The 24,978-nt window shown below is 71.8% G+C and carries 14 protein-coding genes; 6 read left to right on the forward strand and 8 right to left on the reverse strand.

Annotated features, from left to right (window positions below):
• Nucleotides 1-3 precede the first annotated feature (3 nt).
• Nucleotides 4-648, forward strand: coding sequence for a class I SAM-dependent methyltransferase (locus ACFU74_RS04940; RefSeq protein ID WP_380751817.1), 645 nt, complete (start codon nt 4-6; stop codon nt 646-648).
• Nucleotides 645-1,223 carry a TrmH family RNA methyltransferase gene (locus ACFU74_RS04945; protein ID WP_380751820.1) on the forward strand — a complete coding sequence of 193 codons (579 nt, stop codon included), beginning with the start codon at nt 645-647 and terminating at the stop codon, nt 1,221-1,223. The genes ACFU74_RS04940 and ACFU74_RS04945 overlap by 4 nt, the downstream gene beginning before the upstream one ends.
• A 53-nt stretch (nt 1,224-1,276) precedes the next feature.
• Here ACFU74_RS04945 and ACFU74_RS04950 read toward each other — a convergent pair whose 3' ends face one another.
• The 6 genes from ACFU74_RS04950 to ACFU74_RS04975 form a co-directional block, all read right to left on the reverse strand.
• Nucleotides 1,277-2,335 carry an MDR family NADP-dependent oxidoreductase gene (locus ACFU74_RS04950; protein ID WP_380751823.1) on the reverse strand — a complete coding sequence of 353 codons (1,059 nt, stop codon included), beginning with the start codon at nt 2,333-2,335 and terminating at the stop codon, nt 1,277-1,279.
• Entirely contained in the window at nt 2,332-4,101 is a 1,770-nt protein-coding gene (locus ACFU74_RS04955) for a phytoene desaturase family protein (protein WP_380751826.1), read from the reverse strand. Before ACFU74_RS04955 ends, ACFU74_RS04950 begins: the two co-directional genes overlap by 4 nt.
• A gap of 130 nt (nt 4,102-4,231) precedes the next feature.
• Entirely contained in the window at nt 4,232-5,422 is a 1,191-nt protein-coding gene (locus ACFU74_RS04960) for a cytochrome P450 (RefSeq protein ID WP_380751829.1), read from the reverse strand.
• Between the two features lie 58 nt (nt 5,423-5,480).
• On the reverse strand, nt 5,481-15,014 hold the full coding sequence (locus ACFU74_RS04965; RefSeq protein WP_380751832.1) for an amino acid adenylation domain-containing protein: 9,534 nt from the start codon (nt 15,012-15,014) through the stop codon (nt 5,481-5,483).
• A gap of 205 nt (nt 15,015-15,219) precedes the next feature.
• On the reverse strand, nt 15,220-16,098 hold the full coding sequence (locus tag ACFU74_RS04970; protein ID WP_380751835.1) for a sterol desaturase family protein: 879 nt from the start codon (nt 16,096-16,098) through the stop codon (nt 15,220-15,222).
• Between the two features lie 195 nt (nt 16,099-16,293).
• A complete protein-coding gene (locus tag ACFU74_RS04975; RefSeq protein ID WP_380751838.1) occupies nt 16,294-17,298 on the reverse strand; it encodes an Lrp/AsnC family transcriptional regulator in 1,005 nt (334 codons plus the stop codon).
• A 134-nt stretch (nt 17,299-17,432) separates the two neighbouring features.
• Here ACFU74_RS04975 and ACFU74_RS04980 point away from each other — a divergent pair, with 134 nt between their 5' ends.
• Complete coding sequence (locus ACFU74_RS04980) at nt 17,433-18,935, forward strand: MFS transporter (RefSeq protein WP_380751841.1); 1,503 nt, start codon at nt 17,433-17,435, stop codon at nt 18,933-18,935.
• Nucleotides 18,936-18,981: 46 nt separating this feature from the next.
• Nucleotides 18,982-20,223 (forward strand): hypothetical protein, encoded by a 1,242-nt coding sequence (locus ACFU74_RS04985; protein ID WP_380751844.1) that lies wholly within the window; start codon nt 18,982-18,984, stop codon nt 20,221-20,223.
• Here the strand turns inward: ACFU74_RS04985 and ACFU74_RS04990 are convergent.
• Nucleotides 20,220-20,723 (reverse strand): nuclear transport factor 2 family protein, encoded by a 504-nt coding sequence (locus tag ACFU74_RS04990; RefSeq protein WP_380751846.1) that lies wholly within the window; start codon nt 20,721-20,723, stop codon nt 20,220-20,222. The genes ACFU74_RS04985 and ACFU74_RS04990 overlap by 4 nt on opposite strands.
• Nucleotides 20,724-21,651: 928 nt before the next feature.
• Here ACFU74_RS04990 and ACFU74_RS04995 point away from each other — a divergent pair.
• The gene (locus ACFU74_RS04995) at nt 21,652-23,475 is read left to right on the forward strand and encodes an Hsp70 family protein (RefSeq protein ID WP_380751848.1); all 1,824 of its coding nucleotides are present in this window, start codon (nt 21,652-21,654) and stop codon (nt 23,473-23,475) included.
• Nucleotides 23,476-23,492: 17 nt separating this feature from the next.
• A complete protein-coding gene (locus tag ACFU74_RS05000; protein WP_380751850.1) occupies nt 23,493-24,362 on the forward strand; it encodes a hypothetical protein in 870 nt (289 codons plus the stop codon).
• Between the two features lie 45 nt (nt 24,363-24,407).
• On the opposite strand, the gene ACFU74_RS05005 is transcribed toward ACFU74_RS05000, so the two are convergent.
• Complete coding sequence (locus ACFU74_RS05005) at nt 24,408-24,911, reverse strand: hypothetical protein (protein WP_380751852.1); 504 nt, start codon at nt 24,909-24,911, stop codon at nt 24,408-24,410.
• Nucleotides 24,912-24,978 lie beyond the last annotated feature (67 nt).

The raw sequence follows: 24,978 nt of genomic DNA on the forward strand, positions 1-24,978 counted from the left end.
ACCATGTCCGGCTCGCACTACTTCACCGGTGCACCCGACGTCGCCAGCGAGCGCCGTCCGATCACGGTCACCCTGCCGGACCTCACCCTGGAGCTCACCACCGACGCGGGCGTCTTCTCCCGCACCCGGCTGGACCCCGGCACCCGGATCCTGCTGGAGCACGCGCCGCCGCCCCGGGTCCGCGGCCCGATCCTGGACGTCGGCTGCGGCTACGGCCCGATCGCGCTGACCTGGGCGAGCCGCCGCAAGCGGCTCCCGGTCTGGGCGGTGGACGTCAACGGCCGCGCCCTGGAACTGGTCCGGCACAACGCCGAATCGCTGGGGCTGGGCAACGTACAGGCCGCGCTGCCCGAGGAGGTCCCCGCCGACCTGCGGTTCGCGGCGATCTACTCCAACCCGCCGATCCGGATCGGCAAGGCGGCGCTGCGCCGGCTGCTGGAGCAGTGGCTCGGGCGGCTGACCCCGGACGGCTCCGCCTTCCTGGTGGTGCAGAAGCACCTCGGCTCGGACTCGCTGCAGAAGTGGCTGAACGAGCAGGGCTGGCCGACCACCCGGCTGACCTCGGTCAACGGGTTCCGGATTCTGGAAGCGCGGCCCCGCCCGGCGGCGGGCGAGGGCCCCGAGAGTGGACGAGGGACGACGTCGTGAAGCAGCTCCGCGGGACCGAACTGAAGCGGCTGCACCGCTCGTGGCGGCGTGGCAACGAGTTCCGGCTCGCGATGATCCTGGAGAACCTCCAGTCGCCGTTCAACGTCGGCTCGGTCGTCCGGACCGGCGCCGCGATGGGCGCGGAGAAGCTCTACCTCACCGGTGACACCCCGTCGGTGCGCTCCTCCGGCGCGCAGAAGGCGGCGATGGGCACCGACAAGTACCTGAAGGTGGAGCACTTCCCCACCGTCGCCGAGGCGATCGCGGCGGCGAAGGCCGACGGCTTCAAGGTGGTCGGCCTGGAGCTCGCGGACGAGGCGGTGCCGATGTTCGCCGCCGCGCTGACCCCGGCGGTCGCCTTCGTGCTCGGGCACGAGGACCGCGGGGTGACGGCGGAGGCGCTCGGCCTCTGCGACCAGGTGGTGTTCGTTCCGCAGCTGGGCCGGGTCGGCTCGCTGAACGTCTCCGCCGCCGCCACGGTGGCCTGCTACGAGGCGCGCCGCCAGGGGTACGCGCTCTCCGGCACTCCGGACGGCTCCGACGCCGGCGGGCTCGACGGCCTCGACGAGGACTGAGGTTCCCGGGTGCCGGGCGGGCGGACGGAGCCGTCCGCCCGCTCGGCACCGGCTCACACCTCCACCAGCACCTTGCCCCGGTTGGCCTCCCGGTCCAGGTAGAGGCTCCGGTAGGCCTGCGGGATCGCGTCGAAGCCCTTGTGCACGGTCTGGTGGTAGCGGATCTCCCCGCCGGCGACCAGCCCGCCCAGCTCCCGGTGCATCTGCGCCAACAGCGGCTCGGTGAACCACTCCTGGGTGAAGATCCCGCGGATCGTGGTGCGCGGGAACATGATGTACGGCAACAGCCGCGGCCCGGTCAGCTCACCGTTCACGGTGGTCGCCCACTGCCAGCAGACCGCCACCCGGCTGTCCACGTTCAGCATGGTGAACACCGCGTCCGTGACGGTCCCGCCGAGGTTGTCGAAGTACCGGTCGACGCCGTCCGGAGCGGCGAGCAGCAGCGCCTGCCGGGCCTTCTCCGCGTCGTCGCCCTGCGAGTAGAGCACCACCTCGTCGAAGCCCAGCTCGCGCAGGTACTCGGCCTTGCCCGGCGAACCGGTGGTGCCGACCACCCGGCCGGCGCCGGCCCGCTTCGCCAACTGGCCCACCAGGGTGCCGATCGAGCCGGACGCGCCGCTGATCACCACGGTGTCGCCGGGACGGACCTCCAGGAAGCGGGTGAGCGTGCCCCAGGCGGTCATCCCGGGCGCGCCCATGACGCCGAGCGCGGTGGACAGCGGCAGCCGCTCGTCGTACCAGGACGGGTCCAGTCGGCGGTAGGCCGGGAAGACCATCGGGAAGATGCCGGTGGTCCACAGCTCCTCGGCGCCGTTGTGGACGACATGGGTGCGCCAGCCGCCGAAGCCCTGCACCAGGTCGCCGACCGCGAACGCCGCCTCCGGTCCGGCCTCGACCACCTCCATGATCGAGTCGGCGCCCATGTGGTGGCCGACCGGGGTCTCCAGCGCCAGCCCGTTCTGGTACGGGTCCACCGAGACGTACCTGGTCCGGAACAGCATCTCGTCCGGCCGCAGGTCGATCTCGACGTCCTCCACGACCTTCTCGTAGATCCGGTTGACGTCGGGCACACCGTCCAGGTGCTCCCGGACCACCCACTTCTCGATCCTCATGCCAGGGCTCCCGTCTCCACGTTCTCGCTGTCCTCGGTCCGTGCCGCCTTTCCGACGCCCGCCGGCACCGTCCGCCGGGCCGGCTCGGCGGGCCGTCCCACCGGGATGACCAGGTGCGTCGGCGGCGGCGCGCTGCGGTCGATCTCGGCGGTGAACTCCAGCCCGTCGTCCCGGCAGACGAACTGCATGACGTGCCGCCCGGCGGCCGCCGCCCTGATCAGCCCGCCGATGGTCGCCCAGACCCCGGAGAGGTAGAAGTTCGACAGCCCGGGCAGCACCGGACCGCTCTTCTTGATCTCCTCCTCCACCGTCTCGGCCCCCTCCACGAAGGGGTTCCAGCCGGGGAAGGTGCCGTCGTAGACGCCGGTGTAGCGGACCTGGGTGAGCGGGGTGGACACGTCGGCGACGGCCACCGCGTCCTTGAAGCCGGGGAAGCGCTCGTCCAGGAAGCCGACGATGCCGTTGCGGACCCGCCGCTTGGCCGCCATGTACTCCCGGCCGTGCTTGACCGGCAGGGTGTGCAGCTCCTCCCCGCGCCGGATCCGGGAGGACTGCTCGGGACCCTCGTGCAGCGCCCGCCAGGGGGCGATGTCGGAGAAGTACGTCGCGAACACCACGGTGGAGTCGGCCGGCGCCAGCTCCGGGTAGTGCCGGGTGCGGAACTGGACGTTCATCGACGGGCAGCGGATGCCGGTCAACTGCGCCGCGGTCTGCTCGTCGAGCAGGTGGGTGGTGCACGGGTCGCCCGCCGGGAAGGGCTTGCGCAGGCCCAGGAAGAGCGCCACGTAGCCGGGCGACAGCTGGCCGGGCTCGTCGATCAGCGAGGTGTAGAGCCGGCGGTAGGTGTCGTTGAGGTACTGGCCCTTGAGCAGCTTCATCACCGTGGTGTGGCCGTCGGCGGCGGACACCACGATGTCGGCCCGGTACTCGCGGCCGTCGCTGAGCCGCACGCCCACCGCGCGGTCCCGCTCGACCAGGATCTCCTCGACCTTGGCGTTGTAGGTGATCTCGCCGCCGAGCCCGCGGTAGCGCTCCTCGATCGACCGGGCCAGCGCCAGCGAACCGCCCTCCGGCACCCCGGCGGCGTGGTTGGCGTGCGAGGCGAGCTGGAAGTAGAACGGCAGCACCGGGAAGGCCGGGTGCTTCTCGTAGAGGATGAAGTTGAACGCCTCGCGCAGCAGCGGGTCGCGGAAGCGCTGCGAGAAGTCCGTCATCAGCACCGCGATCGACTTGCGGATGGTGTTGAAGTACGGCGTGAAGGAGGCCAGCATCCGCCAGCGCTCCAGCCGGCCCATCAGCCCGACCGGCTTGAGGAAGGGGTAGGCCGCGAGCGCCTTGCGGAAGGTCCGGATGCCCGCGCAGAACTCCCGGATCGGCGCCGCGTCGGCCGGCGAGAGGCCGAGCAGGTGCGCCTCCAGCCGGTCCGGGTCGGAGTAGAAGTAGACCGCCCGGCCGTCCCGGCTCCGGACGATGTTGAACACGTCGAAGTGCCGCATCTCCTTGCCCTGGAGCGCGCCCAGTTCGAGCCAGATCTGGTACATCTCGTTGCCCGGGCCGTTGCCGAGCAGCCAGCTGATGCACCAGTCGAAGGTGAAGTCGCTGCGGTCCCAGCCGGTGCAGGAGCCGCCGGGGATCTCGTGCATCTCGAAGATCCTGGTGCGGTAGCCGTTCATCCGGGCGTAGCACCCGGTGGACAGGCCGCCGAGCCCGCCGCCGACGATGATCATCGACTCCCGCCGGCGCGCGGTGTCTGTCTGCCGTGCCATTCCTGGCCTTCCTCGTCGTCCTTGCCTAGCCGTTGCCGTGGTGCGGTGTGCCGTGGTGTCGTGCTTCGCGTGCCTTGCCGTGGTGTCGTGCGGTGCGGTGCGGCGGGAGCGGGGCTGCGGCTGCGGCTGCTCACCAGGTGATCGGGAGCGCCTGGAGGCCGTTCACCATGGCGTCCTCCTTCCAGCGCAGTTCACGCTCGGGGACGGCCAGCCGCAGCCCCGGCAGCCGGGTCAGCACCCGCTCGATCGCCACCTGGAGCTCCAGCCGGGCGAGGTGCGCGCCGATGCAGTAGTGCACGCCGTGGCCGAAGCCGATGTGCGGGTTGGCCGGCCGGTCCAGCACCAGCCGCTCCGGCTCCTCGAACACCTCCGGGTCCCGGTTGGCGGCGGCGGTGGCGATCATCACCGCCTCGCCGGCCCGGATCACCACCCCGCCCAGCTCGACGTCCGCGGTGGCGTACCGCGGCAGGCTGAAGCCGGTGAGCAGCGGCACGTAGCGCATCAGCTCCTCGACGGCCTTGGGGATCAGCTCGGGACGCTCCCGCAGCCGCGCCGGCTCCCCCGGGTTCACCAGGAGTTGGTGGAAGAAGTTGCCGATCTGGTTGGTGGTGGAGACGAACCCGGCGATCAGCAGGTCGCAGGCGATGGAGAGCAGTTCCTCCTCGCTGATCAGCCGCTGCTCCCGGCAGGCCCGGACCAGCGTGGTGAGCAGGTCCGGGCCGGGCTCGCGGCCGCGCAGCTCCAGCACCCCGGCCATGTAGTCGATGAACGCCTGCCCGTCGACGGCCAGCACCTCACCGGGGGTGACGGCGGAGAGCACCGTCTCCGCCCAGCGCCAGAGCATCCGGTGGTCCTCGGCCGGGATGCCGAGCACCTCGCAGATGATGGTGGTCGGCATCGGGATCGCGAAGTCCTCGACCAGCTCGGCGGGTTGCCCCTTGGCGAGGATGGCGTCGAGCAGCTCGTCGGCCAGCTCCCCGGCCCGCGCGCGCAGCCGCTCGACCCGGCGGGCGCTGAACTCCTTGGCCACCAGCGAGCGCAGCCGGGTGTGCTCGGGCGGCTCGGTGGAGAACAGGCCGGCGCCGGTGCGGGCCACCGGACGCATCCGCGGCTGGTCCTCGCCCATCGCGGCGGCCAGGCTGAACCGCGGGTCGCCGAGCACCGTCCGGACGTCCTCGTAGCGGGTGACCAGCCAGGCGCCGTCGCCGTACGGCATCCGGATCCTGACCAGCGGCTGCTCGCGCAACTCGGCGTAACGGGGGTCGAGTTCGAGGCCGTTCGGCTCGAAGGGGTAGGTCAGCGGCGGGTGCTGGCGGAGCATGGGCGGATCCGTCTCTCGTGCGGGGGCGGGCAGGCTCGGGGCGCGGCCCCGGACCGTGTCAGGACGCATGGGGGGCGGCTCCGGTGAGGATCGACCGGGCGAGCCCGGCGTTGTGGGCGATGAACTCGCGGTCGAGCATCTCGGCGTGCGGGCCGAAACCCCGGAAGACCGCCGTCCGGGTGGCCGAGCTGCCGTGCCAGGCTCCGTGCTGCCCGGCCTCGTACAGCGCCAGCTTCTCGTCGTCGGAGATCACGCTGAGCGCGGCGGTGACCACCCCGAGGTTGGGCGTGCGGCTGCAGAACCGCAGGTAGTCCCGGGCCTGTTCACGGGTCTCCTGGGCGACCGCGGCCGAGCCGGTGTGCCGCTGGAGGTGCTCGGCCAGTTCCCGCTCGAAGGCCTGGAGGTGCTCGTCGCCGAGGTCGAAGGACTCCGGGATGCGGTGCGAGTCCATGATCACCACATTGGGCACCGCCCGGCCGCGCCGCTCCAGCTCCTTGGCCACCTCGAAGGCGAGGTTGCCGCCGAGCGAGTAGCCGAGCAGGGCGCACGGGCCCTCCGGCTGGAGCGCCTCGACCAGGTCGGCGTACCGGTCGACCTTGTCGTCGCCGCTCACGTAGTTGAAGGCGACCATCCGGTACTCCGGGAGGTGCGCCGCGAACTGCCGGTACACCAGCCCGTGGCCGCCGGCCGGCGGGAAGCAGAACAGCGTCTGCTGCTGCTCCTGGTTGAACCAGAGGTACGGCTGGGCGCCCTCGATCCGGCCGGTGATGATGTGCTCGACGGTCTTCGCCATCCCGTGCAGGGTGGTGACCTTGAAGAGCTGGCTGACCGGGATGCTGATGTTGAACTCGGCCTGCAAGCCGTGGATCAGCTCGATCAGCTTGATCGAGGAGCCGCCCGACTCGAAGAAGTCGTGCTGGAGACCGGGTTCCCCGATGCCGAGCAGCGCGCGCCAGTGCTCGGCCATCCGGACCTCGTAGAGGGTGACCGGCGGCTCGGCGGCCTCCGCGGCATCCGTGCGGGGATCGGGCAGCGCGGCCGTGTCCACCTTGCCGTTGGCGGTGAGCGGCAGCTCGGACAGCTCGACGAAGTGCGTCGGGATCATGAAGGTCGGCAGGTACCCGGCCAGGTGGCGGCGCAGCTCGCGGTGGTCGAAGACCTGCCCGGGGGCCGGCACGCAGTAGGCGCAGAGCACGGGCTCGCCGTCGCGGTCCGGCCGGACGGTGACCACCGCCCGCTCCAGCTCGGGCCAGTCGGCGAGCTGGGTCTCGATCTCGCCCAGCTCGATCCGGTGGCCGCGGACCTTGATCTGCGAGTCGGCCCGGCCGAGCAGGTGCACCCCGCCGCCGGCGTCCCAGCGGGCGAGGTCGCCGGTGCGGTAGAGCCGGACCGGTCGGGTGCCGTCGTCGCCGCCGAGCGGCAGGGTGGCGAACCGGCGGGCGGTCTGCTCCTCGTCGCCGAGGTAGCCGAGCGCGACGCCGGAGCCGCCGATCCACAGCTCCCCGGTGACGCCGGGCGGCACGGGGCGGCCCTGGGCGTCGAGCAGGTAGAAGGCGCTGTTGGGGAAGGGCCGCCCGATGGGGACCATCCGGCCGGGCTCCAGGCCGTCCGCCGGGCCCTCGAAGTACGCGCTGTCGATGGTGGTCTCGGTCAGCCCGTAGGAGTTGACCAGCCGGGTGCGGGGCCCACAGAGGGCGCCCAGCCGCTGGTACTCCTCGACCTTCCAGACGTCCGAGCCGACCACCAGCAGCCGCATGAACGCCAGGTCCTGCCTGGTGCGTTCGCAGTGGTCCATGACGGTGCGGACCACCGCGGGGACGAACTCGGCGGCGTCCACCCGCTCGGTGCGCATCACCTCGTACAGCCGGGCCGTGTTGAACAGCAGTTCCCGGCCGATCAGCACCAGGGCGCCGCCCGAGCAGAGCGCGCGGACCACGTCACCGGTGAAGACGTCGAAGGACGGGCTGGCCATCTGGAGGTGCACCCGGGCGTCGGCGTCCAGCCGGTACTCGGCGTGCCAGGCCCGGTAGGCCGAGGCGAGGTTGCCGTGGGAGACCCGCACCGCCTTGGGCCGGCCGGTGGAGCCCGAGGTGTAGATGACGTACGCCGGGTCGTCGTGGCTCACCGCCGCGTCGGTGAACCCGACTCCGGGCCGGTCGGGTGCGCCGGGTCCGGCGGGTGCGCCCGGTTCGGCGGGCCCGGCGGGCCCGGCGGGTGCGCCGGGTGCGTCGGGTGCGCCGGGTGCGCCGGGTGCGTCGAGTTCGGCGGTGGAAACCAGCCGGGTGGGCAGCCCGCCGAGGCGCTCGGCGTCGTCGCCGACCAGCAGGGCGGCGCCCGCGTGCCCCACCATGTACGCCAGCCGGTCCACCGGGTGGGCCGGGTCCAGCGAGAGGTAGGCGGCGCCGGTGCGGAGCACCGCGAGCAGGGCGGTGATCAGCTCGGGCGACTTCGGCAGGCAGAGCGCCACGACGGTGCCCGGTCCGGCGCCCAGCGCGCGCAGCCGGGCGGCGGCCCGCCGGGAGCGCTCGGCCAGCTCGCCGTAGGTCAGCCGGGCGGTCGGGCCGGACTCGGCGGGCGTCGCCACCGCGGGCGCCGCGGGGTCGGCCGCCGCCGCGCGCAGCACCAGTTCGTGCACCGGCTCGGGGAAGGGCACCCGCCGCTCGGCGCCGCTCCACTGCCGGAGCACCACGGCCCGCTCCTCGCGGCCGAGCAGCTCCAGGCCGGTGGCGGCCCGCTCCGGGCCGGCCGTGGTCAGCGCCTCGACCAGGTTGACGTAGTGGCCGGCCATCCGGGCCGTCGTCGCGGGCAGGAAGAGGTCGGTGTTGTACTTGAAGACGCAGTGGAAGCGGTGCTCGGCCTCGTCCTCGTAGGCGGACAGGGTGAGGTCGAACTGGCCCTCCTCCTCGGGGAGTTCGATGTACTCCAGGTGGTAGCCGTACTTCTCGGTGGCCACCTTGTGGTGGAGCAGGATGAACATCGCCTGGAAGACCGCCGAGCGGCTCGGGTCGTGCTGCAGCCCGAGCTTCTCCACCAGCAGCACGAACGGGTACTCCTGGTGGTCGAGCCCGCCGAGCACCGTGGTCCGCACCCGGTCCAGCAGCTCGGCGACGGTCGGCGCACCGGCCAGCGAGACGTGCAGCGGCAGCGGGTTGACGAAGTAGCCGTAGACGCCGGCGAACTCCTCGTCGGTGCGGCCGGTCACCGGGCTGCCGACGATGATGTCGTCCTGGCCCGCGTAGGCGTGCAGCAGCAGGTAGTAGGCACTGAGCAGCACCATGAAGACGGTGACGTTGTGCTCGCGGGCCAGTGCGTGCACCCGGGCGCTGAGCTCCTCGTCCAGGACGAAGAACTCGGAGGCGCCATTGTGGGTCTGCACCGCCGGGCGCGGCCTGTCGGTGGGCAGGCTGAGCACCGGCACCTCGGCGGGCAGGTGCGAGCGCCAGTACTCCAGCATCCTCGGCGCCTCGCGGCCGGCCAGGAAGGCGTTCTGCCGGTTGAGGAAGTCCAGGTAGCGGGCGGCCACCGGGGGCAGGCCGGGCGCCCGGCCGCGGCGCAGCCCCTCGTAGACGGCGAGCAGTTCCTCGATGAAGGTGAAGGTGGAGATCGCGTCCGAGATGATGTGGTGGACGGCCTTCATGATCACCCATCGGGCCGGTCCGCGCCGGAACAGCCGGAACCGCACCAGCGGGTCGCGCTCCAGGTCGTACGGCTTGCGGTACTCGCGGACGATCATCGCGTGGATGTCGTCCCAGGCCAGGCCCTCGACGTCGAAGACCCCGAAGTCCGGCTCCACCGCGGCGGAGATCCGCTGCACGGCCCGGCCGCCGTCCAGCACGAAGTTGGCCCGCAGGCTCGGGTGGCGCTCGACCATGGTCCGGAAGGCCAGGGCCATCAGCTCGGGCTCCAGCTCCACCCGGACCTCGACGGCGCCGCCGATGTTGTAGGCGAAGCCGTCCGGGTTGAGCTGCTTGAGGAACCAGAGCGCCTTCTGGTTCTGGGTCAGCGGGTGGGCCGACTCGTCCTCGTAGCGCTCGACCTCGGCCGCGCCCGGGCCGTCCGGGTCCTCGTCCAGCAGCTCGGCCAGCGACTCGTGCAGCCGGGCGGCCAGTTCGGCCACCGGGGTGTTGCCGAGCAGCGCCACCACCGGGAGGGTGACGCCGAGTTCGGCGCTCAGCCGGGCCCGCAGCTCCATCGCGAGCAGCGAGTCCAGGCCGAGGACGCCGAGGCCGGCCGCGGGGTCGATCTGCTCGACCGGCACCCGCAGCACGGTTCCGGCCAGCGCGGTGAACCGCTCGGTGAGCAGCGCACGCCGCTCCTCCTCGCCGGCCGCCCGCAGCGCGTCCAGCAGCCCGGTCTGTCCGGTCACCGGGGCGGACTCCCGGGCGGCCGCGGCGAGTTCGGCGACCAGCGGCGGCGGCGCCGGGTACCAGGAGAGGAACACCGGCCAGTCGACGACGGTGGCGACCAGCAGTTGGGCGCGGTCCTGGCCGAGCACCCGCTCCAGCACCGCCATCCCGGTCTCCGGGGCGAGCGAGCTCATCCCCCGGCTGTGCCGGTAGTGGTCGATGAGGCCGAGTTCCTCGATCATGCCGGTGGCCCAGGGGCCCCAGTCGAGGCTGAGCGCGGGCAGGCCGAGGGCGCGGCGGTGGTGGGCCAGGGCGTCCAGGAAGGCGTTGCCGGCGGCGTAGTTGGTCTGTCCGGCGGTGGTCAGCAGCGAGGCGATCGAGGCGAACAGCACGAAGTGGTCGAGCGGTTCGCCGGCCAACTGCCGGTGCAGGGCGAAGGCGCCGAGCACCTTGGGGCCGTGGACGGTCTCGAAGGTCGACCGGTCCAGCTCGCCCACCAGGGTGTCCCTGACCTGTCCGGCGAGGTGGAAGACGCCCCTGATCGGCGGCCGGTCCAGTCGCCGGTACTCGGCCAGCCAGGCGGCCAGCGCGGCCCCGTCGGTGACGTCCAGCGGCGCCGGGACCGGCTCGGCGCCGAGCGCCTCCAGTTCGCGCAGGAAGGCCGTCCGCTGCCCGGCCGGACTCGCCGGGTCGAGGTCGCGCCACTGCTCGCGCGGCGGCAGCGGGCTGCGGCCGACCAGGATCAGTCGGCGCGCCCCGCGCTTCACCAGGGTGCGGCAGAGCAGCCGCCCGAGCGCTCCGAACGCCCCGGTGACCAGGTACGCCGCGTCCGCGCGCAGGCGTGGCGCGAGCGGGCGGCTCAGCCCCTCGGCGGTCCGCAGCCGGCAGGTCAGCCGACGCCCGGCGCGCAGGGCGATCTCGTCCTCGTCCGCGAGCGCGAACTCCCGCAGCAGGGCCTCGGCCTCGGTTCCGGCCTCCGCAGCCTCGCCGAGGTCGATCAGCTTTCCCCGGTGGGCGGGGAGTTCCTGGTGGCGCAGCACGCGGGTGATGCCCCAGGCGGGGGCGGCGAGCGGTTCGACGAGCTCGCCGGGGACGGTGGACTGCGCGGACCGGGTGACCACGTGCAGCCGGCAGTCGGGGAGTTCGGCGGCCAGCAGGGCCGCCAGCACGACCAGGCTGTAGGCGCCCTCGGCGGTGTGACCGGCGACGGTGGCGTGGTCGGCCCCGGCCAGCCGGGGCCGGTCGAGGTTCCACAGGTGGACCACCGCGGCCGGGTCGGGGAGGCCCGCGGCCCTGCGGTCGGCGAGCAGCCGGGCGAGGTCGTCCGCCGAGCCGGGGTCGACGGTGGCCGGGCGGTCGCCGTCGGCGGGCCGGTAGCCGGGGCCGGGGCGGACCAGCAGGCGGTCGCCGCCGCGCTCGGCGATCCGCGCGGCCAGCGCGTCGGCGACGCCGCCCCGGTCGGCGAACAGCAGCCACCGGTCGGGGTGCTCGGCCGGCAGGTCGGGGGTGTCGGCGGCGGCCGGCAGCTCCGTCCAGGCCGGTTCGGCGAGCCAGCCGTCGATGGTGCCGAGGCCGACGGCGGTGGCCGCCTGCTCGACGTCGGCGGCCCGGAAGCCGGTGATCCCGCCGAGCGGCGCACCGTGATCGTCGTGCACCGCGAGGTCGCCGACGAGTTCGCTGCCGGCGTCCCGGGTGACGGTGGCGTGCACCCAGAGCGGGCGCTCGCCGACCGCCTCCAGCCGGACCTCCGCGATCGCCACCGGCAGCCGGATGCCCGCATCCTCGGGGCGGCCGTCCAGCAACTGGGGCGTCAGCAGGGTCTGGAAGAAGGCGTCCATCACCACCGGGTGCACCTGGTGGTTCGCGCCCTGGCCGGCGACCGCCGCCGTCGGACGGATCCTGGCCAGCGCCTCGCCGGGCCCGATCCAGACCTCCTCGATGCCCTGGAAGGCCGGGCCGTAGTGGTAGCCCAGCGCGGCGAGTTCGGCGTAGCAGTCCGGTCCGGCGAGCCGACGGCGGGCGCGCCCGCGCACCGCCTCGACGTCCAGTGGCCGGCCGGGCCGGCGGCGCTGGGCGGGGCGGACGGTGCCGACCGTGTGCACGGTGCGCTCGGTGCCCTCGCCGGTGGCGACGGTGAACGTGCCGTGCTCGGCGGCGAGGGTCAGCCGGACGGCGCGGCTCTCCTCGTCCGGCAGGAACAGCGCCTTGCGCAGCTCGACGTCGGCCAGCGCGGCGTCCGTCCCGCCGGTCAGCGCGCGGACCGCCTGGACGGCCATCTCCAGGTAGCCGGCGGCCGGGAACAGCACGTCGCCCTGGATCCGGTGGTCCTCCAGGTAGGGCAGGGCCTCGGCGTCCAGCCGGGCCTCCCAGGCCGGTTCGGCCCCGGGCAGCCGGCGGCCGAGCAGCGGGTGGTCGAGCCGTCCGCGCCGGACCTGCTCCACCGGCTGCGGCTCCACCCAGTGCCGGTCGCGCCGGAACGGGTAGCGCGGCAGCGGGACGATCCGCCCGGCGGGCTGGAGCGCCGACCAGTCGACCGCGACGCCGAGGTTGTGCAGCGCGGCCAGCGAGGCGGTGAGGACGGCCCGCTCGTCCTCCTCGCGGCGGATCGAGGGCAGGGTCCGCACCTCGGGCCGGTCCGCCGTGCCCGGGTGGGCCTCGACGGTCTCCTGGATCGAACGGCCGAGCACCGGGTGCGGGCCGATCTCCAGGAACAGCCCGTAGCCGTCGTCGGCCAGCCGTTCCACGGCCTGCCGGAAGCGCACGCTGTCGCGGACGTTCTGCCACCAGTACCCGGCGTCGAGTTCGGTGCCGTGCGCGGTGCCCTCGCGGCCGGTGAGGTAGAGCGGGACCTGCGCCGGGCGGGCCTTGAGGTCGGCCAACGACTCCAGCAGCTCGTCCTTGATCAGCTCCATCCGGGCGCTGTGGTAGGGGACTTCCACGGTCAGCGGCCGGGCGAATACCTGCTCGGCGGTGAGCGCGGCGGCGATCTCGGCCAGCGCCGCCGCGTCCCCCGCGAGGGTGAGCGAGCCCGGGCTGTTGACGGCGGCGACGGAGACCGCGTCCCCGTACGGGCGGAGCCGGCGCAGCGCCTCGGCCTCGGTGAGCGCGACCGCGAGCATGCCGCCGGTGCCGGCGAGCCGCTGCTGGAGGCGGCTGCGGTGGACCACCACCTTGACCGCGTCGGCCAGGTCGTAGACGCCGGCCTCGTGGAAGGCCGCCACCTCACCGGTGGAGTGGCCGACGATCGCGTCCGGCCGTACGCCCCGGCTGCGCCAGAGGGCGGCGAGGCCGATCTGGACGGCGAAGTTGGCGGGCTGGGCGAGCCAGGTCTCGGCCATCCTGGACGCCGTCTCGTCGGCGGCGAGTTCATCGGTCAGCGACCAGCCGGTGAGGTCTGCGAGGTGCTCGGCGCACTGCTCGACGGCCTCCCGGTAGACGGGCTCGGTGGCGAACAGCTGACGGCCCATCGCCCACCACTGCGGGCCCATCCCGGTGAAGACCCAGGCCAGCCGGCGGTGCCGGGCCTCCCGGCGGTGGTCGGTGAGGACCCGGGGGTGCGGCTCGCCGCGCAGATGGGCGGTGAGCGCCTCGTCCAGGGAGGCGCGGGCGGCGTGCTCGCGGGCGTCGTAGACGATCGAGAGCCGGGCGTCGTGGTGCTGGCGGCGGTGCGCCAGGGTGTGGCCGAGGTCGGCCGGACGGGCCGGGCGGCCGCCGCGGACACCGGCCAGTTCGGCCTGGACGCCCGCGGCCAGTTCGGGCAGCGCGGCGGCCTCCCTGGCGGTGAGCGGCAGCACCGTCCAGGCGGGCAGCGCGGCGGCCGGCTCGGGCTCGGCGGCACCGGGATCAGCGGCACCGGGCTCGGCGGCACCGGCATCGTCCTCCGGCGCGGCCTCCAGGAGGACGTGCGCGTTGGTGCCGCCGAAGCCGAAGGAGTTGACCCCGGCGCGGGCCGGTCCCTCGTGGGCCGGCCAGGGCGTCGGCTCGGTGGGGATCTCGTACGGCAGGGTGGCCGGGTCGATCGCCGGGTTGAGCGTCTCCAGGTTGATGTGCGGCGGGATGGTCCGGTGCTTGAGGGCGAGCGCGGACTTGATCAGTCCGGCCAGTCCGGAGGCGGACTCGGTGTGCCCGATGTTGGTCTTGACCGAGCCGACGTAGCAGGCGTCGCCGGGACGGCGGCCGACCGCGAGCGCCCGGGCCAGCGCGTTCGCCTCGATCGGGTCGCCGACCGGGGTGGAGGTGCCGTGCGCCTCGACGTACTGGAGGCTTCCCGGGGTGATCCCGGCCTCGGCGCAGACCCGCTCGATCAGCGCGACCTGGGCGTCCGGATTGGGCACGGTGATGCCGTTGGTGCGGCCGTCCTGGTTGACGCCGCTGCCGATGACGACGGCGTGCACCGGGTCGCCGTCGCGCAGGGCGTCGGAGAGCCGCTTGAGCGCGACCACGGCGACGCCCTCGGCCCGGACGTAGCCGTCGGCGGCGGCGTCGAAGGTGCGCGAGCGGCCCTGTGGGGAGAGGAAGCCGCCCTTGGTCTCGGCGATCGTGTACTGCGGGGCGATGTGCAGCAGGGTGCCGCCGGCCAGTGCCAGATCGGTCTCGCCGCGCTGCAGGCTCTGTGCGGCGAGGTGGACGGCGACCAGGGAGGAGGAGCAGGCGGTGTCGATGGAGACGCTGGGGCCGCGGAAGTCGAAGCAGTGCGAGATGCGGTTCGACACCATCGTCATCATGGTGCCGGTGGCGGTGTGCGCGGCGAGCGTCTCGAAGGACAGGTCGGAGAACTGGACGATCTTGTAGTCCAGGGTGAACGCGCCGACGTAGACCCCGACCTCGCGGCCGGCCAGCTCGGCCGGCTTCTGCCCGCCGTCCTCCAGCGCCTCCCAGGCCACCTCCAGCAGTTTCCGCTGCTGCGGGTCCATGTGGTCGGCCTCGCGGCCGCTGATGCCGAAGAACGCCGGGTCGAACTCGTCGAAGCCGTCGATGTAGCCGCCGCGGCCGCCGACCAGCCGGCCCGGCTTGGCCTTGTCACGGCTGCCGAGGGTGGCGACGTCGTAGCGGTTGCGCGGGGTGGGGGTGATGCAGTCCTTGCCGTCGACCAGGTTCTGCCAGAACGACCGGTGGTCGCAGGCCCCGCCGGGCAGGCGGAGGCCGATCCCGATGATCGCGATCTTCTCCCGCCCGGCGGCGGACGGACCGGCCGGTGCGGGGCGTGCGGAGGGTTCCGGGGAGGTGACGAAGCGGGAATCCGTCATGCGAGTCGAGTCCTTGGGTCGCTGCGTTCGCGCGCGCGGGCGGGTTGGCGGGAGCTTCCGCGCGCGCCGGGGACACGGGCCGGGCACCGGTTCCGGGCAGGCCGGACACCGGGTCGGCCGAAGGGACGCGCCGGTCGGTGGGAGGGGCGGTCGGTGGGAGGGGCGGTCAACGGGGGTGCGGCGGGTCGAATGTGAGGCGAGTGCGTCAGGTCGAGCCGGTCGGGGAGCCCTCGGCCCGGGCGGGGCGGCGCCAGGCCTGGACGTGGCTGGCGATCACCCGGCCGGTGGCGGGGAAGGCTCCCGGATCGGCCAGCCCCACCGCGGCCGGACGGCGCCCCGGCCGCCAGGTGAAGCTGCCGAAGACGTGGTCCCACACCGAGAGGTCGGAGCCGTAGTGGCCGGCCTCCGCCAGGTCGGTGCTGTGGTGCAGCCGGTGCTGCTCGGGTCCGGCGAGCACATGGTTGAGCAGGCCGAGCCGGACATCGATGTTGGCGTGCACGAAGTAGCCCTGGGCGACGACGAACAGGCCCACCACGAACACCGCCGGTTCCGAGAATCCGGCGAGCGCCAGGGAGAACTGGACACAGCCCTGGGTGAGCACGACGTCCAGCAGGTGGTTGACCCCGTTGTTGCCGACGTTCACCTTGTCGGGCACGTGGTGCACCCCGTGCAGCCGCCAGAGCCTGGGATCGGTGTGGCACCAGCGGTGGACCAGGTAGTTGGCCAGCGAGCCGAGCAGCAGCGCGGCCGGGATCTCCGCCCAGAGCGGCAGCACCCCGCGGTCCGGCGCCGCCCAGCCGACGAGGGCGGAAACGGGCACCTGGGACAGGGCCCCGCCGATCGTCGTCAGGACGAAATAGATCCCGTACCAGCCCCACTCGCGCACATTCGGCACCCACTCCGATTCGTACGGAATCAACTGTTCGAGCAGTGCCATGTACCCGATCGTCCCGAGCAGGAAGAGCTGGCTCGCACGGCCGAGGTCCCAGCGCAGACGCAGGGAAGCGGCCGAGATCACAACCAGGATCACCAGCAGGAACGGGTACGCAGCATGACGCACAGCGGTTCGAGGCCACTCCCCCATGACGACCCCCTTTGCAGCCCACAGTCGAACGATCACCGAAAGTGTTCGTTCAGATACTAAGGCCGCCCGGAACGCCTGGCGAGGCATTTTCGAGGGGAATCATGGAATTCTCGATTTGTCTGATGATCTCCAGGCGGATAATCCGCCAGGAGTCATGAATTTCCAGCCATCGAAAGCTTTTTGCAGGTTATTAGATTAAGGAATCATCATTCCGGCGCGCTTGACGCTCCGGACCACCGGCGCCGTCTCCAGCGCGCCGACTCCCTCCAGCGCGCCCAGCCGCTCCGTCAGATAGGTGTAGAACGCTTCGGTGTCCCGGCAGACCAGCCCGGCCACCAGGTTCGTCGGCCCGGTGGTCGCCGCCACGAAGCCCACCTCCGGGTGGTCCGCCATCGCCCGGCCGATCGCGGCCAGCCGCCCCGGAGCCACCGCCAGCCAGCAGAACGCCTCGATCTCGTAGCCGAGCGGCCGGGGATCCACGTCCACGTCGAAGAAGAGCAGCCCACCGGCGACCAGCGCGGCCAGCCGCCGGCGCACCGTCGCCTCGGGGCTCCCGGTGCCGGCCGCCAGCGCCGCCGACGGCGTCCGGCCGTCCACCGCGAGCGCCGCCAGCAGCGCCCGGTCCAGCTCGTCCAGGACCACCGGCGCCGCCGGAGCCCCCGGCACCACCACCGCGCCGCCCGGTGGAGGGGCCGCGGGCGCGGGCGCCCGCAGCCGCTCCACCTGCCCGGCGCTCAGCGCCGAGGTCCGCCCGCTCCACGCCACCCGCCCGCCGACGTAGGTGCGCAGCAGGTAGTGCGCCGCGACCGACAGCACCCGGGGGGTCCGCGGCAACCTGCCGAGCAGCAGTTCCTCACGCTCCGGCCGGACCTGCGCCCGGGCGTTGCAGACGATCTCGCCGCCGGACAGCAGGCTCACCCAGGAGGTGTCCGGCCGCCGGGCCAGTGCCTCGGCGATCGACGCCGCGGCGTCCGGCACGCACCGGATCCGGGTGAGCCAGTCGACCTGCCCGAGCAGCCGGGCGCTGGTCCGCCCCACCACCCGCACCACCCCGGCGGCGCGCAGCCGCTGGTAGCGGCGGGCCACCGTCTGGTCGGACACCCCGATCACCTCGGCGATCCGCCGGAACGGCGCCCGGCCGTCCACTTGCAGGGCGTGCAGCAGCGCCCGGTCCACCTCGTCCAGGGTCAGGGTTTCCACCACCGGGATGGTAGGGCGTGTCGAGATCCGCCGGAAACCCGCCGCCGGGCGGCGCGGAGACCGCCCGGGGACCGAAGGTGACGGAGCGTCCGCCGCAGCGGCCGACGCGGAGCGAGGGAACGGGGACGACGGGGATGCGCAAGTGGGGACCGCTGGTCGCGGTGAGCATCGGGGTGTTCATGCTGCTGACCGACGTCAGCATCGTGATCGTGGCGCTGCCGGACATCGGCGCCGGGCTGGACATGGGCTTCGACGGCCTGCAGTGGGTGCTGGACGGCTACGCGCTAGCGCTGGCCGCGCTGCTGCTCGGCCTCGGCGCGCTGGCCGACCGGGCGGGCCGGCGAAGGGTGTACACGGCGGGCCTGGCCGTGTTCGCGCTCGCCTCGCTCGCCTGCGGGCTCGCCCCGGACGGCGGCACCCTGGTGGCGGCGCGGATCGTCCAGGCAGTGGGCGGCGCGGCGATGTTCGCCACCGCGATGGCCCTGCTCAACCTCGCCTACCGGGGCCGCGACCGGGCGGTGGCGTTCGGAGTCTGGGGAGCCGTCAGCGGCGCGGCCGCCGCCGTCGGACCGGTGGCCGGCGGTCTGCTCACCGAGTTCCTGGGCTGGCGGTCGGTCTTCCTGGTGAACCTCCCGCTGGCGCTGGCCGGCGGCGTCCTGGCCCGCCGCACGCTGACGGAGTCCCGCGACCCCGGTACCCGCCGGCTCGACCTGCCCGGCGCCGCGTCCTTCACCGTCGCGGCCGGCGCGGCGGTCCTGGCGCTGGTCCGCGGCGGGTCGGACGGCTGGACCTCGCCCGCCGTCCTCGGCGCGGGCACGGCCGCCACGGTCGCGCTCACCGCCTTCCTGCTGGTCGAAAGCCGCAGCCCGGAGCCGCTGCTGGACCTCGCGCTGTTCCGCCGCCCGGCCTTCACCGGAGTGCTGCTGTGCGGCGCCGTCTACTCCGCGGCCGCATTCTCCGCGCTGCCCTACACCTCGCTGTGGCTGCAGTCGGTGCTCGGCCTCGGCCCGATGGCCGCCGGGCTCACCCTGCTGCCGATGAGCGCCACCGCGTTCACCGTCTCCGCGCTCGCGGGCCGCCGACTGGCCGCCCTGCCGATGGCGGTCCCGCTGGCCGGCGGCCTGGCCGTGATCGGCCTGGGCTCGCTGCTCCAGTCCGTGCTGAACGGATCGTCCGGCTGGCCGGCACTGCTGCCCGGCCTCGCCCTGACCGGCCTCGGGGTCGGCGCGGTCAGCCCGGTCCTGGCCTCCGGCGCGATGGCGGCCGTCCCGCCGGAGCGCGGCGGCATGGCCGGCGGCGCCCTCAACACCTTCCGCCAGCTCGGCCAGGCCTTCGGCATCGCGGTGTTCGGCCTCGTCCTGCACCGCGGACTGCGCGACGCCCTGGCCGGGCACCCGTCCGCCGTCGCCGACCCGGACGCCGCCGCCTCCGCCCTGAGCGCCGGACGCCCCCCGGCCGAACTGCCCGGGGAACTGCTCCGGACGGCCTTCGCCACCGCCCTGAACCACACCCTGCTGGCCGCCGGCCTCACCGCCCTGGCGGGCGCCGCCCTGGTCGCGGTCCTGCTGCGCCGCCGCCCGGAGGCCGCCCCCTCCCCGTCCCCCGGCCGGGGCCGCACCGCCGCCTCCGGGCTCTGATATGACTGGCAGTCCGCAGCCGCCACCAGCGAACGGACCACTCCCCATGCGCGAGGGCTACTGGGACCCCCTGCCGACCGCCCGGCACCTGATCCTCGAAGACCCGCACCTGGACCAGTTCGGCGGTCTCTGGCGGGAGCGCAACCACCTCAACGTCCCCGGCCCGTTCTACGGCGCCGACACGGACACCATGGAGATGGGCCGGCTCGACGCACCGTTCCACATCGCCTACGACGACGACGGCCGGGAGTTCGTCTACCGCCAGCCGACCGACCCGGACCAGACCTACGACCTCCTGAGCGGCTGCTTCTTCGGCCACGGCGGCTTCGCGATGGACGGTGACGACCACTGGACCGTCCCGGGCGTCCGCGAGTGGTGGCACGGGCGCGGCCGGGTCCGGGAGTGGGCCGTCACGGCCTCCGACCGCCTGGCCCGGACCGGCGGCGAGTACCGGTCGCACCACCGGGACTCCGCCCAGGGTCTGCGCGACTACATCGCCCACCTCGACCAGGGCCTGGAGGAGTACCTGCGCGGCTACCTCTTCTGGCTCGCCGAGCGCCGCCCGCCCCGCCCGGGCGAGGCCCGGCCGGAGCTGGGACCGTCCCGCCGCCGCACTCCCGCGCCACCGCCCGCTCGCGCCACCGGCGGTCCGCTGCTCGCGGGCTACTTCGTGGCGGTCCCCGAACCACTGACCGGCCTGGACGTCCCGCACGAGCGGCTGACCACGGCCTGCGACTGCCTGATCGACCGCCTGCCGGAGGACGGCTGCTGGTTCGACACCCCGCAGGAGGCCCTGGACGCCTGCGCGATGATCCAAGTGCCCGCCGGAGCACGGCTGTACGCGCTGCTGGTCCCCGCCGAGCACACCGCCGGCCTCGTCGCCGACATCCGCGCGTCCGCGGTGTACGAGCCGGTACTGCTCGCCCACCTCGACCGCCGGGTCGGCGCCGGCCCCGCCCCCGAACCGGCCGGGGGCGGGCGCGAGATCGGCTGGGAGGTGCTCGGCTACAACGGCGGCGTACTCCACAGCTGGCTCTGCAACGACCTCTACCAGGACGCCGTGCGCGACCTCGGAGTGACCACCGACAGCCGCGGCCTGATCCCATCCCGCGAGCCCGCCGACCGCCTCGCCGCCTGGGCCAACGCCCTCGACGACACCCAGCCGGTCACCTGGTTCCCGGCCGCCCTCGTCGAGTGGGACACCCCGATCGAGAGCCGCTTCGTCCCGATCGTCACCGAACCCCCCGTCCCCACCCCCGTCCCCTGGTGGGAACGCCTCTTCCTCTAGGAGGCCCAGGGCCCGGGCTCCCCGACCGGCTCGGCGACGGCCTCCCCGACCCCCTGCCCCCCGATCCTCTCCAGCACCCGCTCCAGGAGTTCGGTGTCACAGTAGATGTGCAGCTCGGTGATCCTCCCCCATTTGATCCGCACCACGTGCACCCCCTGGTTCGAGTACCGGTTGCCCTCCCGGTCCGTGAGGTGGTCGACCCACTCCGCGAAGGCCACCGTGTCCCACGGCCACCCCTTCGCCACCACCTTCTTCACCTCGAACCGCAGATCCGGCATGACCTCCGCCAGCCGGTCGTACCACCGCTGGATCTCCTCCCCCCGCCGCCGCGCCCCCGACAACGCGTGCCGCCCCGAGAACCAGTGCTCCGCCTCCGGCGCGAACTGCCGCACGATCGCCCCGTAGTTCCCCCGGTTCACCTCACCGAACGACTTCCGCAGATTGCGCCGAACAACAGCGTGATACACGTCCCCACCCCCGCCGCCCACTCTGCCTGACACCCCGTCACCACCATACGACCCCCACCCACCCCTCCCTCCCCAAAACCAAAAACCCCAGGCCAGAGGACTGACCTGGGGCTCATCACTGAGCCGCCTGCGGGATTCGAACCCGCGACCTACGCATTACGAGCCCGAGAGTGATCATGCTGGCTGCTGCCAGTATCGATCACTTGGTGATGAACTCGCAGGTCAGAGCGCTGCCCCGTGATCCAAGTTCCCGCCCGAACCGGCACGTGCTGCGCCGTCTGCTCACGCATCGCTCACGCAGACTCGCTCCAGACCGGCGGAATCTACCTTCAGTTCGTTCTGGCCAGGATGTTCCGAACCGTCGTCCGCGAGTGCCCTGTCGCCTTGGCAATCTGGGTCTCGCTCAGCCCGGCGTCGCGGGCGCGTCGGACCAAGCCATCGCGCGCTTCCAGTGCGGCCCTGTATGCCTCAAGCTGCTTGAGAACGTCTCCCTCGGCGGCCGACTGCCCCGGCTCGACATGACCTGGCTCTCTGAGGTCCAAACCCCCGTCGCGCGCCTGCGAGTGCATGCGTTCCGACGCCTGGCCACCTTGCTCCTGCACAGGAAAGGGGCCAAGAGCTCTCCTGCTCGGATTGCCCGCTTCAAGCCGCGACTCGTTACGCATATCCGGCAGAGTACGCCAACCTAGTTCACCGGCCGCGCCCATGTACAGATTTGCACACCCTAAACGCCGCTCAGGCCCAGTGCGACAATACTCCAACTACGCTATCTGAATTCATTTCGGTGCGGCTCGACCTTCTTGATTTGCCCCATGTCCCCATTCTTCGCGAGAGTTCCGCGCAGGAGAGCCGTGCGTGGGGTCCCACATCTGTACAGATCCGTACAGGCATGGGACGCCCTGGGCGGGTGGGCCACGCTCGACTCGACGATCTCAGGTGCTTCCAGAGCAGGGAGAGCAAAATGTTCGAGCCTCGCGTCGTGGCTGCAATTGATTTCGGGACACACGGAACCGGCTTCGCGTGGTGTGTAGTGGAGGACGGAAACTCCGATCCTAGGAAGCGGCAGATCAACTACTGCAACCGCTGGGAAGCACAGCCCGTAGCGTGTGCCAAGAATTTGTCCGCGCTAATCCTAGACCACCAGGGTGATGTACTGGCCTGGGGCTTCGAGGCCCGGCGCCGCTTTCTCACCACCCGTACTGAGGCGGCTCCCGGTCAGATGCGATACCACGCGGGCTTCAAGATGAACCTGGCGGCGGGCGGTCGTCGCACGAAGGACGAAGCCCTCGAAGCGGATTCCGACGGTCCCGAAGCCGACGACGACTCTGAGAGCGTTGGTCTCGACTCTGAGGATCGACAGCCCCGCGCCAACGGACTGCCCGGGGACAGCGTCACTCCAGGCCTCATCACTGCGTACGTGCGGCAGGTCTACGCTCGGGCATTGGAGCAGATCACAGCCAGCGGCTACGACGAAGACGACATCCGTTGGTGCCTCACCGTCCCCGCCATCTGGTCCGACTACCAGAAGATGGTCATGCGTGACGTGGCGAAGAATGCCGGTATGCCCACCGAGGACGGGCGGCTCATGCTTGCCCTTGAGCCTGAGGCCGCAGCTCACCACGCACGCGTGTGCGGCGTCAGTGTCGCTTCACCAGACGGAAGCAATCCGACTGACTTGATGACAGCGGGCGCCCGGTTCATGGTCGTGGACTGCGGCGGCGGCACCGTCGACATCACTGCCTATGAGAATGACCCGTCAGGGCGCATGGTCGAGATCGGACAGGTCAGCGGCGGACGTTTGGGCTCCGATTACCTCAACCGCACCTTCGAGGATCAGTTCCTCGTCTCCCGCTTCGGAGGGGCGGAAGTCCTCCAGGACCTGCGTGAACGATTCCCCGAGGCTCTGCTCGACCTCACGGATGCCTGGGAACGGGCGAAGCTTCACATCCGGATCGACCAGCACGATCCCATCTACCTCAACATTCCGGCCGCCATCGACCGGCACCTGGGCGCCCCCATGCGCCGGCGCCTGGCCCGGCAGCAGAACGGCACCAATGACGCAATCGTCATCACCGCCGACGAGGCACGCGCCTTGTTCGACAACGTGGTCCCCGACGTCCTGGACTTGATCGATGACCAACTGACCGAGATGTATCGGACGCGCACCGAGGACTCCCAGCGTGAGGTGGTTCTCCTTGTCGGCGGGTTCAGCACCTCCCCATACCTGCAGCAGGCCGTCAAGGACCGGCTGGGAGCCCGCGCTGCCGTACTGATCCCCCCGGACCCTAACGTCGCGGTGCTGTTCGGCGCAGTCCACTTCTGCTACGAGCCCCACACCCGGGCCCGCCGCAGCCGATTCACGTACGGCGTGGACGTGTGCAAGCCATTTGAGAGCGGGACCGACCCCGAGGCATCGAAGTACACGACCTCCGCCGGAGAAGAACTGTGCGCTACGCGATTCTCGATCTTTGTGTCAGCTGGTGACACCGTCGACTCCGACCAGGAGGTCACACACGTCTACTTCCCAGTCGAGGGAACCCAGACCGGTGTGGACTTCGATCTATACGCCACCGCTGACCCCGATCCACGCTACGTCACCGACGAGGGTTGTGACGAGGTCGGCTCCATCCACGTCGACCTCAAGCGGGTGATGCGCTTCGCCCTGGATGACCGAGGCATCAAGCTGCACATGCGGTTCGGCGAGACCGAGGTCAAGGCCCGCGCGGTGGTGATGCAAACCGGGGAGGAGGTTGGGACCTCCCTCCGCTTCCACTCCAACTACTAGGCGAAGAGGACCTCGGCATGACCCCATATCACACCGACGATTATGACAACGAGTACCACCACGGCACCTGGTCGTCGGGCTTCCAGGAGCCCATGATCGGCGTACCCCGCGATGAAGGTCACGGCCTTAACAATGGGAAGGAAGTCGCGGCACAGTCCCTGCCAGCCATCGTGGAAGCCGTCCTAGCCCGACTCGGCCTAAGTTTCCAGCAAGACCCCGAAGCCTGGAGCCAGCAGCTCGCGGAACTTGACCTCCGCCTCCTCAAGTTGGAGCAGATCACCCATCGATTGGAGAGGAACCAAAACGAGCTGAACGGGTCGCTGAGGAAGCTTGAAGGACGTGTGAATACCCTCCTGGCCGCCCGCACTCGCGATCGTGCGGATCTGGCAACCAGCAGCCACAGCGCGCACCAGACAATCGCGCTCAACTATCGTGCACTGGTTGAACAGCGAGTGCAGGCTTTCGCACGTGGCGAGTTCAAGCACAGCCGCCACACTGCCCGTTGGCCTGAACGACAGCAGCTTCCGCGCTTCATCTCCGAGTTGAGCAGGCACCTCTTCTATGCCGCGGGAACTCTCATTCCCTTGGTCCCCGACCTCCGCGCCGCGCTAGGCGTGTCACGAGACAGCGACACCAGCAACGAGTCGCTGAGGAAACTTCGCTCGGAGTGCGTGAGCCTTGGGAAGCGCGCGGAGGAGGCAGGCTTGCACGCCCACTGGGACTTCACCTGCACCAACGGCGCAGCCTTGGACGCGGAACGCCAGGAGCCCTGGTCCCCCTGCGATCCGAATAACCCGGTACGGTTCGCCGTCGCCCCGGCGTACGTTGTCGAAGGCCAGGTCTACGCCCGCCAGTACGTCTACACGTCACCAGGCCCGCTTGAATAGCGACTGCTGACTCGTGAGGCGGGCGAAGCGCGGTAACCACCGTCATCATGAGGTTAGGCTCTTGCGGCGGGCGCGCAGAGAGTAAGTCGTACGACCTTGCCGGGTGCTCCGGCCCCAGCCACCGGATGTGGCGATGTCCCATCCGCGCTGTACTCGCATCTGGCTGGCGAAGGTCCTGAGATCCTCAATGGTGCATTCGCAGTCCAGTTCAACCTCGATGCTGACATAGATGGAACTGGGCTTCGTCTCACTGGGGCCGATCTCCCACCGGACCGAGTGCTCATGTTCAGCCAGGCCCGTGCGCTCCTTGTCGTGGATGAGACCGTGGGCGCGGGCGTATTGATCAAGGTCGTCGATCACGAACAGGTGGCTGGCCCACTCGCCAGGCCATACAGCGAATAGCCGGGACTCGCCAGTCCGGGCGCGTTCATACGTGCCGGCGTCGGTGCCGTGGGACACCGCGCCGTCCTTGGCGACCTCGATGTAGCACAAGGTGCGCTGGGTGTAGGGGAAATCCGCTCCCAGTGCTCCTGCGCTGCGCGGTTCCATGGCACTCCTCTGGAGTCCAGCCTCCTGCCGGTGCCACCACCGATCGGGGGGCAGTCGAAGTCTTCGC

This window comes from Kitasatospora sp. NPDC057500 (assembly GCF_042802195.1).
In the GTDB taxonomy this organism is placed as follows: Bacteria; Actinomycetota; Actinomycetes; order Streptomycetales; family Streptomycetaceae; genus Kitasatospora.

Coding starts and splice junctions, on each gene's coding strand:
- ACFU74_RS04950 (WP_380751823.1), bottom strand. CDS start 2,335: ATGAGGATCGAGAAGTGGGTGGTCCGGGAGCACCTGGACGGTGTGCCC.
- ACFU74_RS04980 (WP_380751841.1), top strand. CDS start 17,433: ATGCGCAAGTGGGGACCGCTGGTCGCGGTGAGCATCGGGGTGTTCATG.
- ACFU74_RS05005 (WP_380751852.1), bottom strand. CDS start 24,911: ATGGAACCGCGCAGCGCAGGAGCACTGGGAGCGGATTTCCCCTACACC.
- ACFU74_RS04960 (WP_380751829.1), bottom strand. CDS start 5,422: ATGCTCCGCCAGCACCCGCCGCTGACCTACCCCTTCGAGCCGAACGGC.
- ACFU74_RS04995 (WP_380751848.1), top strand. CDS start 21,652: ATGTTCGAGCCTCGCGTCGTGGCTGCAATTGATTTCGGGACACACGGA.
- ACFU74_RS04940 (WP_380751817.1), top strand. CDS start 4: ATGTCCGGCTCGCACTACTTCACCGGTGCACCCGACGTCGCCAGCGAG.
- ACFU74_RS04955 (WP_380751826.1), bottom strand. CDS start 4,101: ATGGCACGGCAGACAGACACCGCGCGCCGGCGGGAGTCGATGATCATC.
- ACFU74_RS05000 (WP_380751850.1), top strand. CDS start 23,493: ATGACCCCATATCACACCGACGATTATGACAACGAGTACCACCACGGC.
- ACFU74_RS04970 (WP_380751835.1), bottom strand. CDS start 16,098: ATGGGGGAGTGGCCTCGAACCGCTGTGCGTCATGCTGCGTACCCGTTC.
- ACFU74_RS04985 (WP_380751844.1), top strand. CDS start 18,982: ATGCGCGAGGGCTACTGGGACCCCCTGCCGACCGCCCGGCACCTGATC.
- ACFU74_RS04965 (WP_380751832.1), bottom strand. CDS start 15,014: ATGACGGATTCCCGCTTCGTCACCTCCCCGGAACCCTCCGCACGCCCC.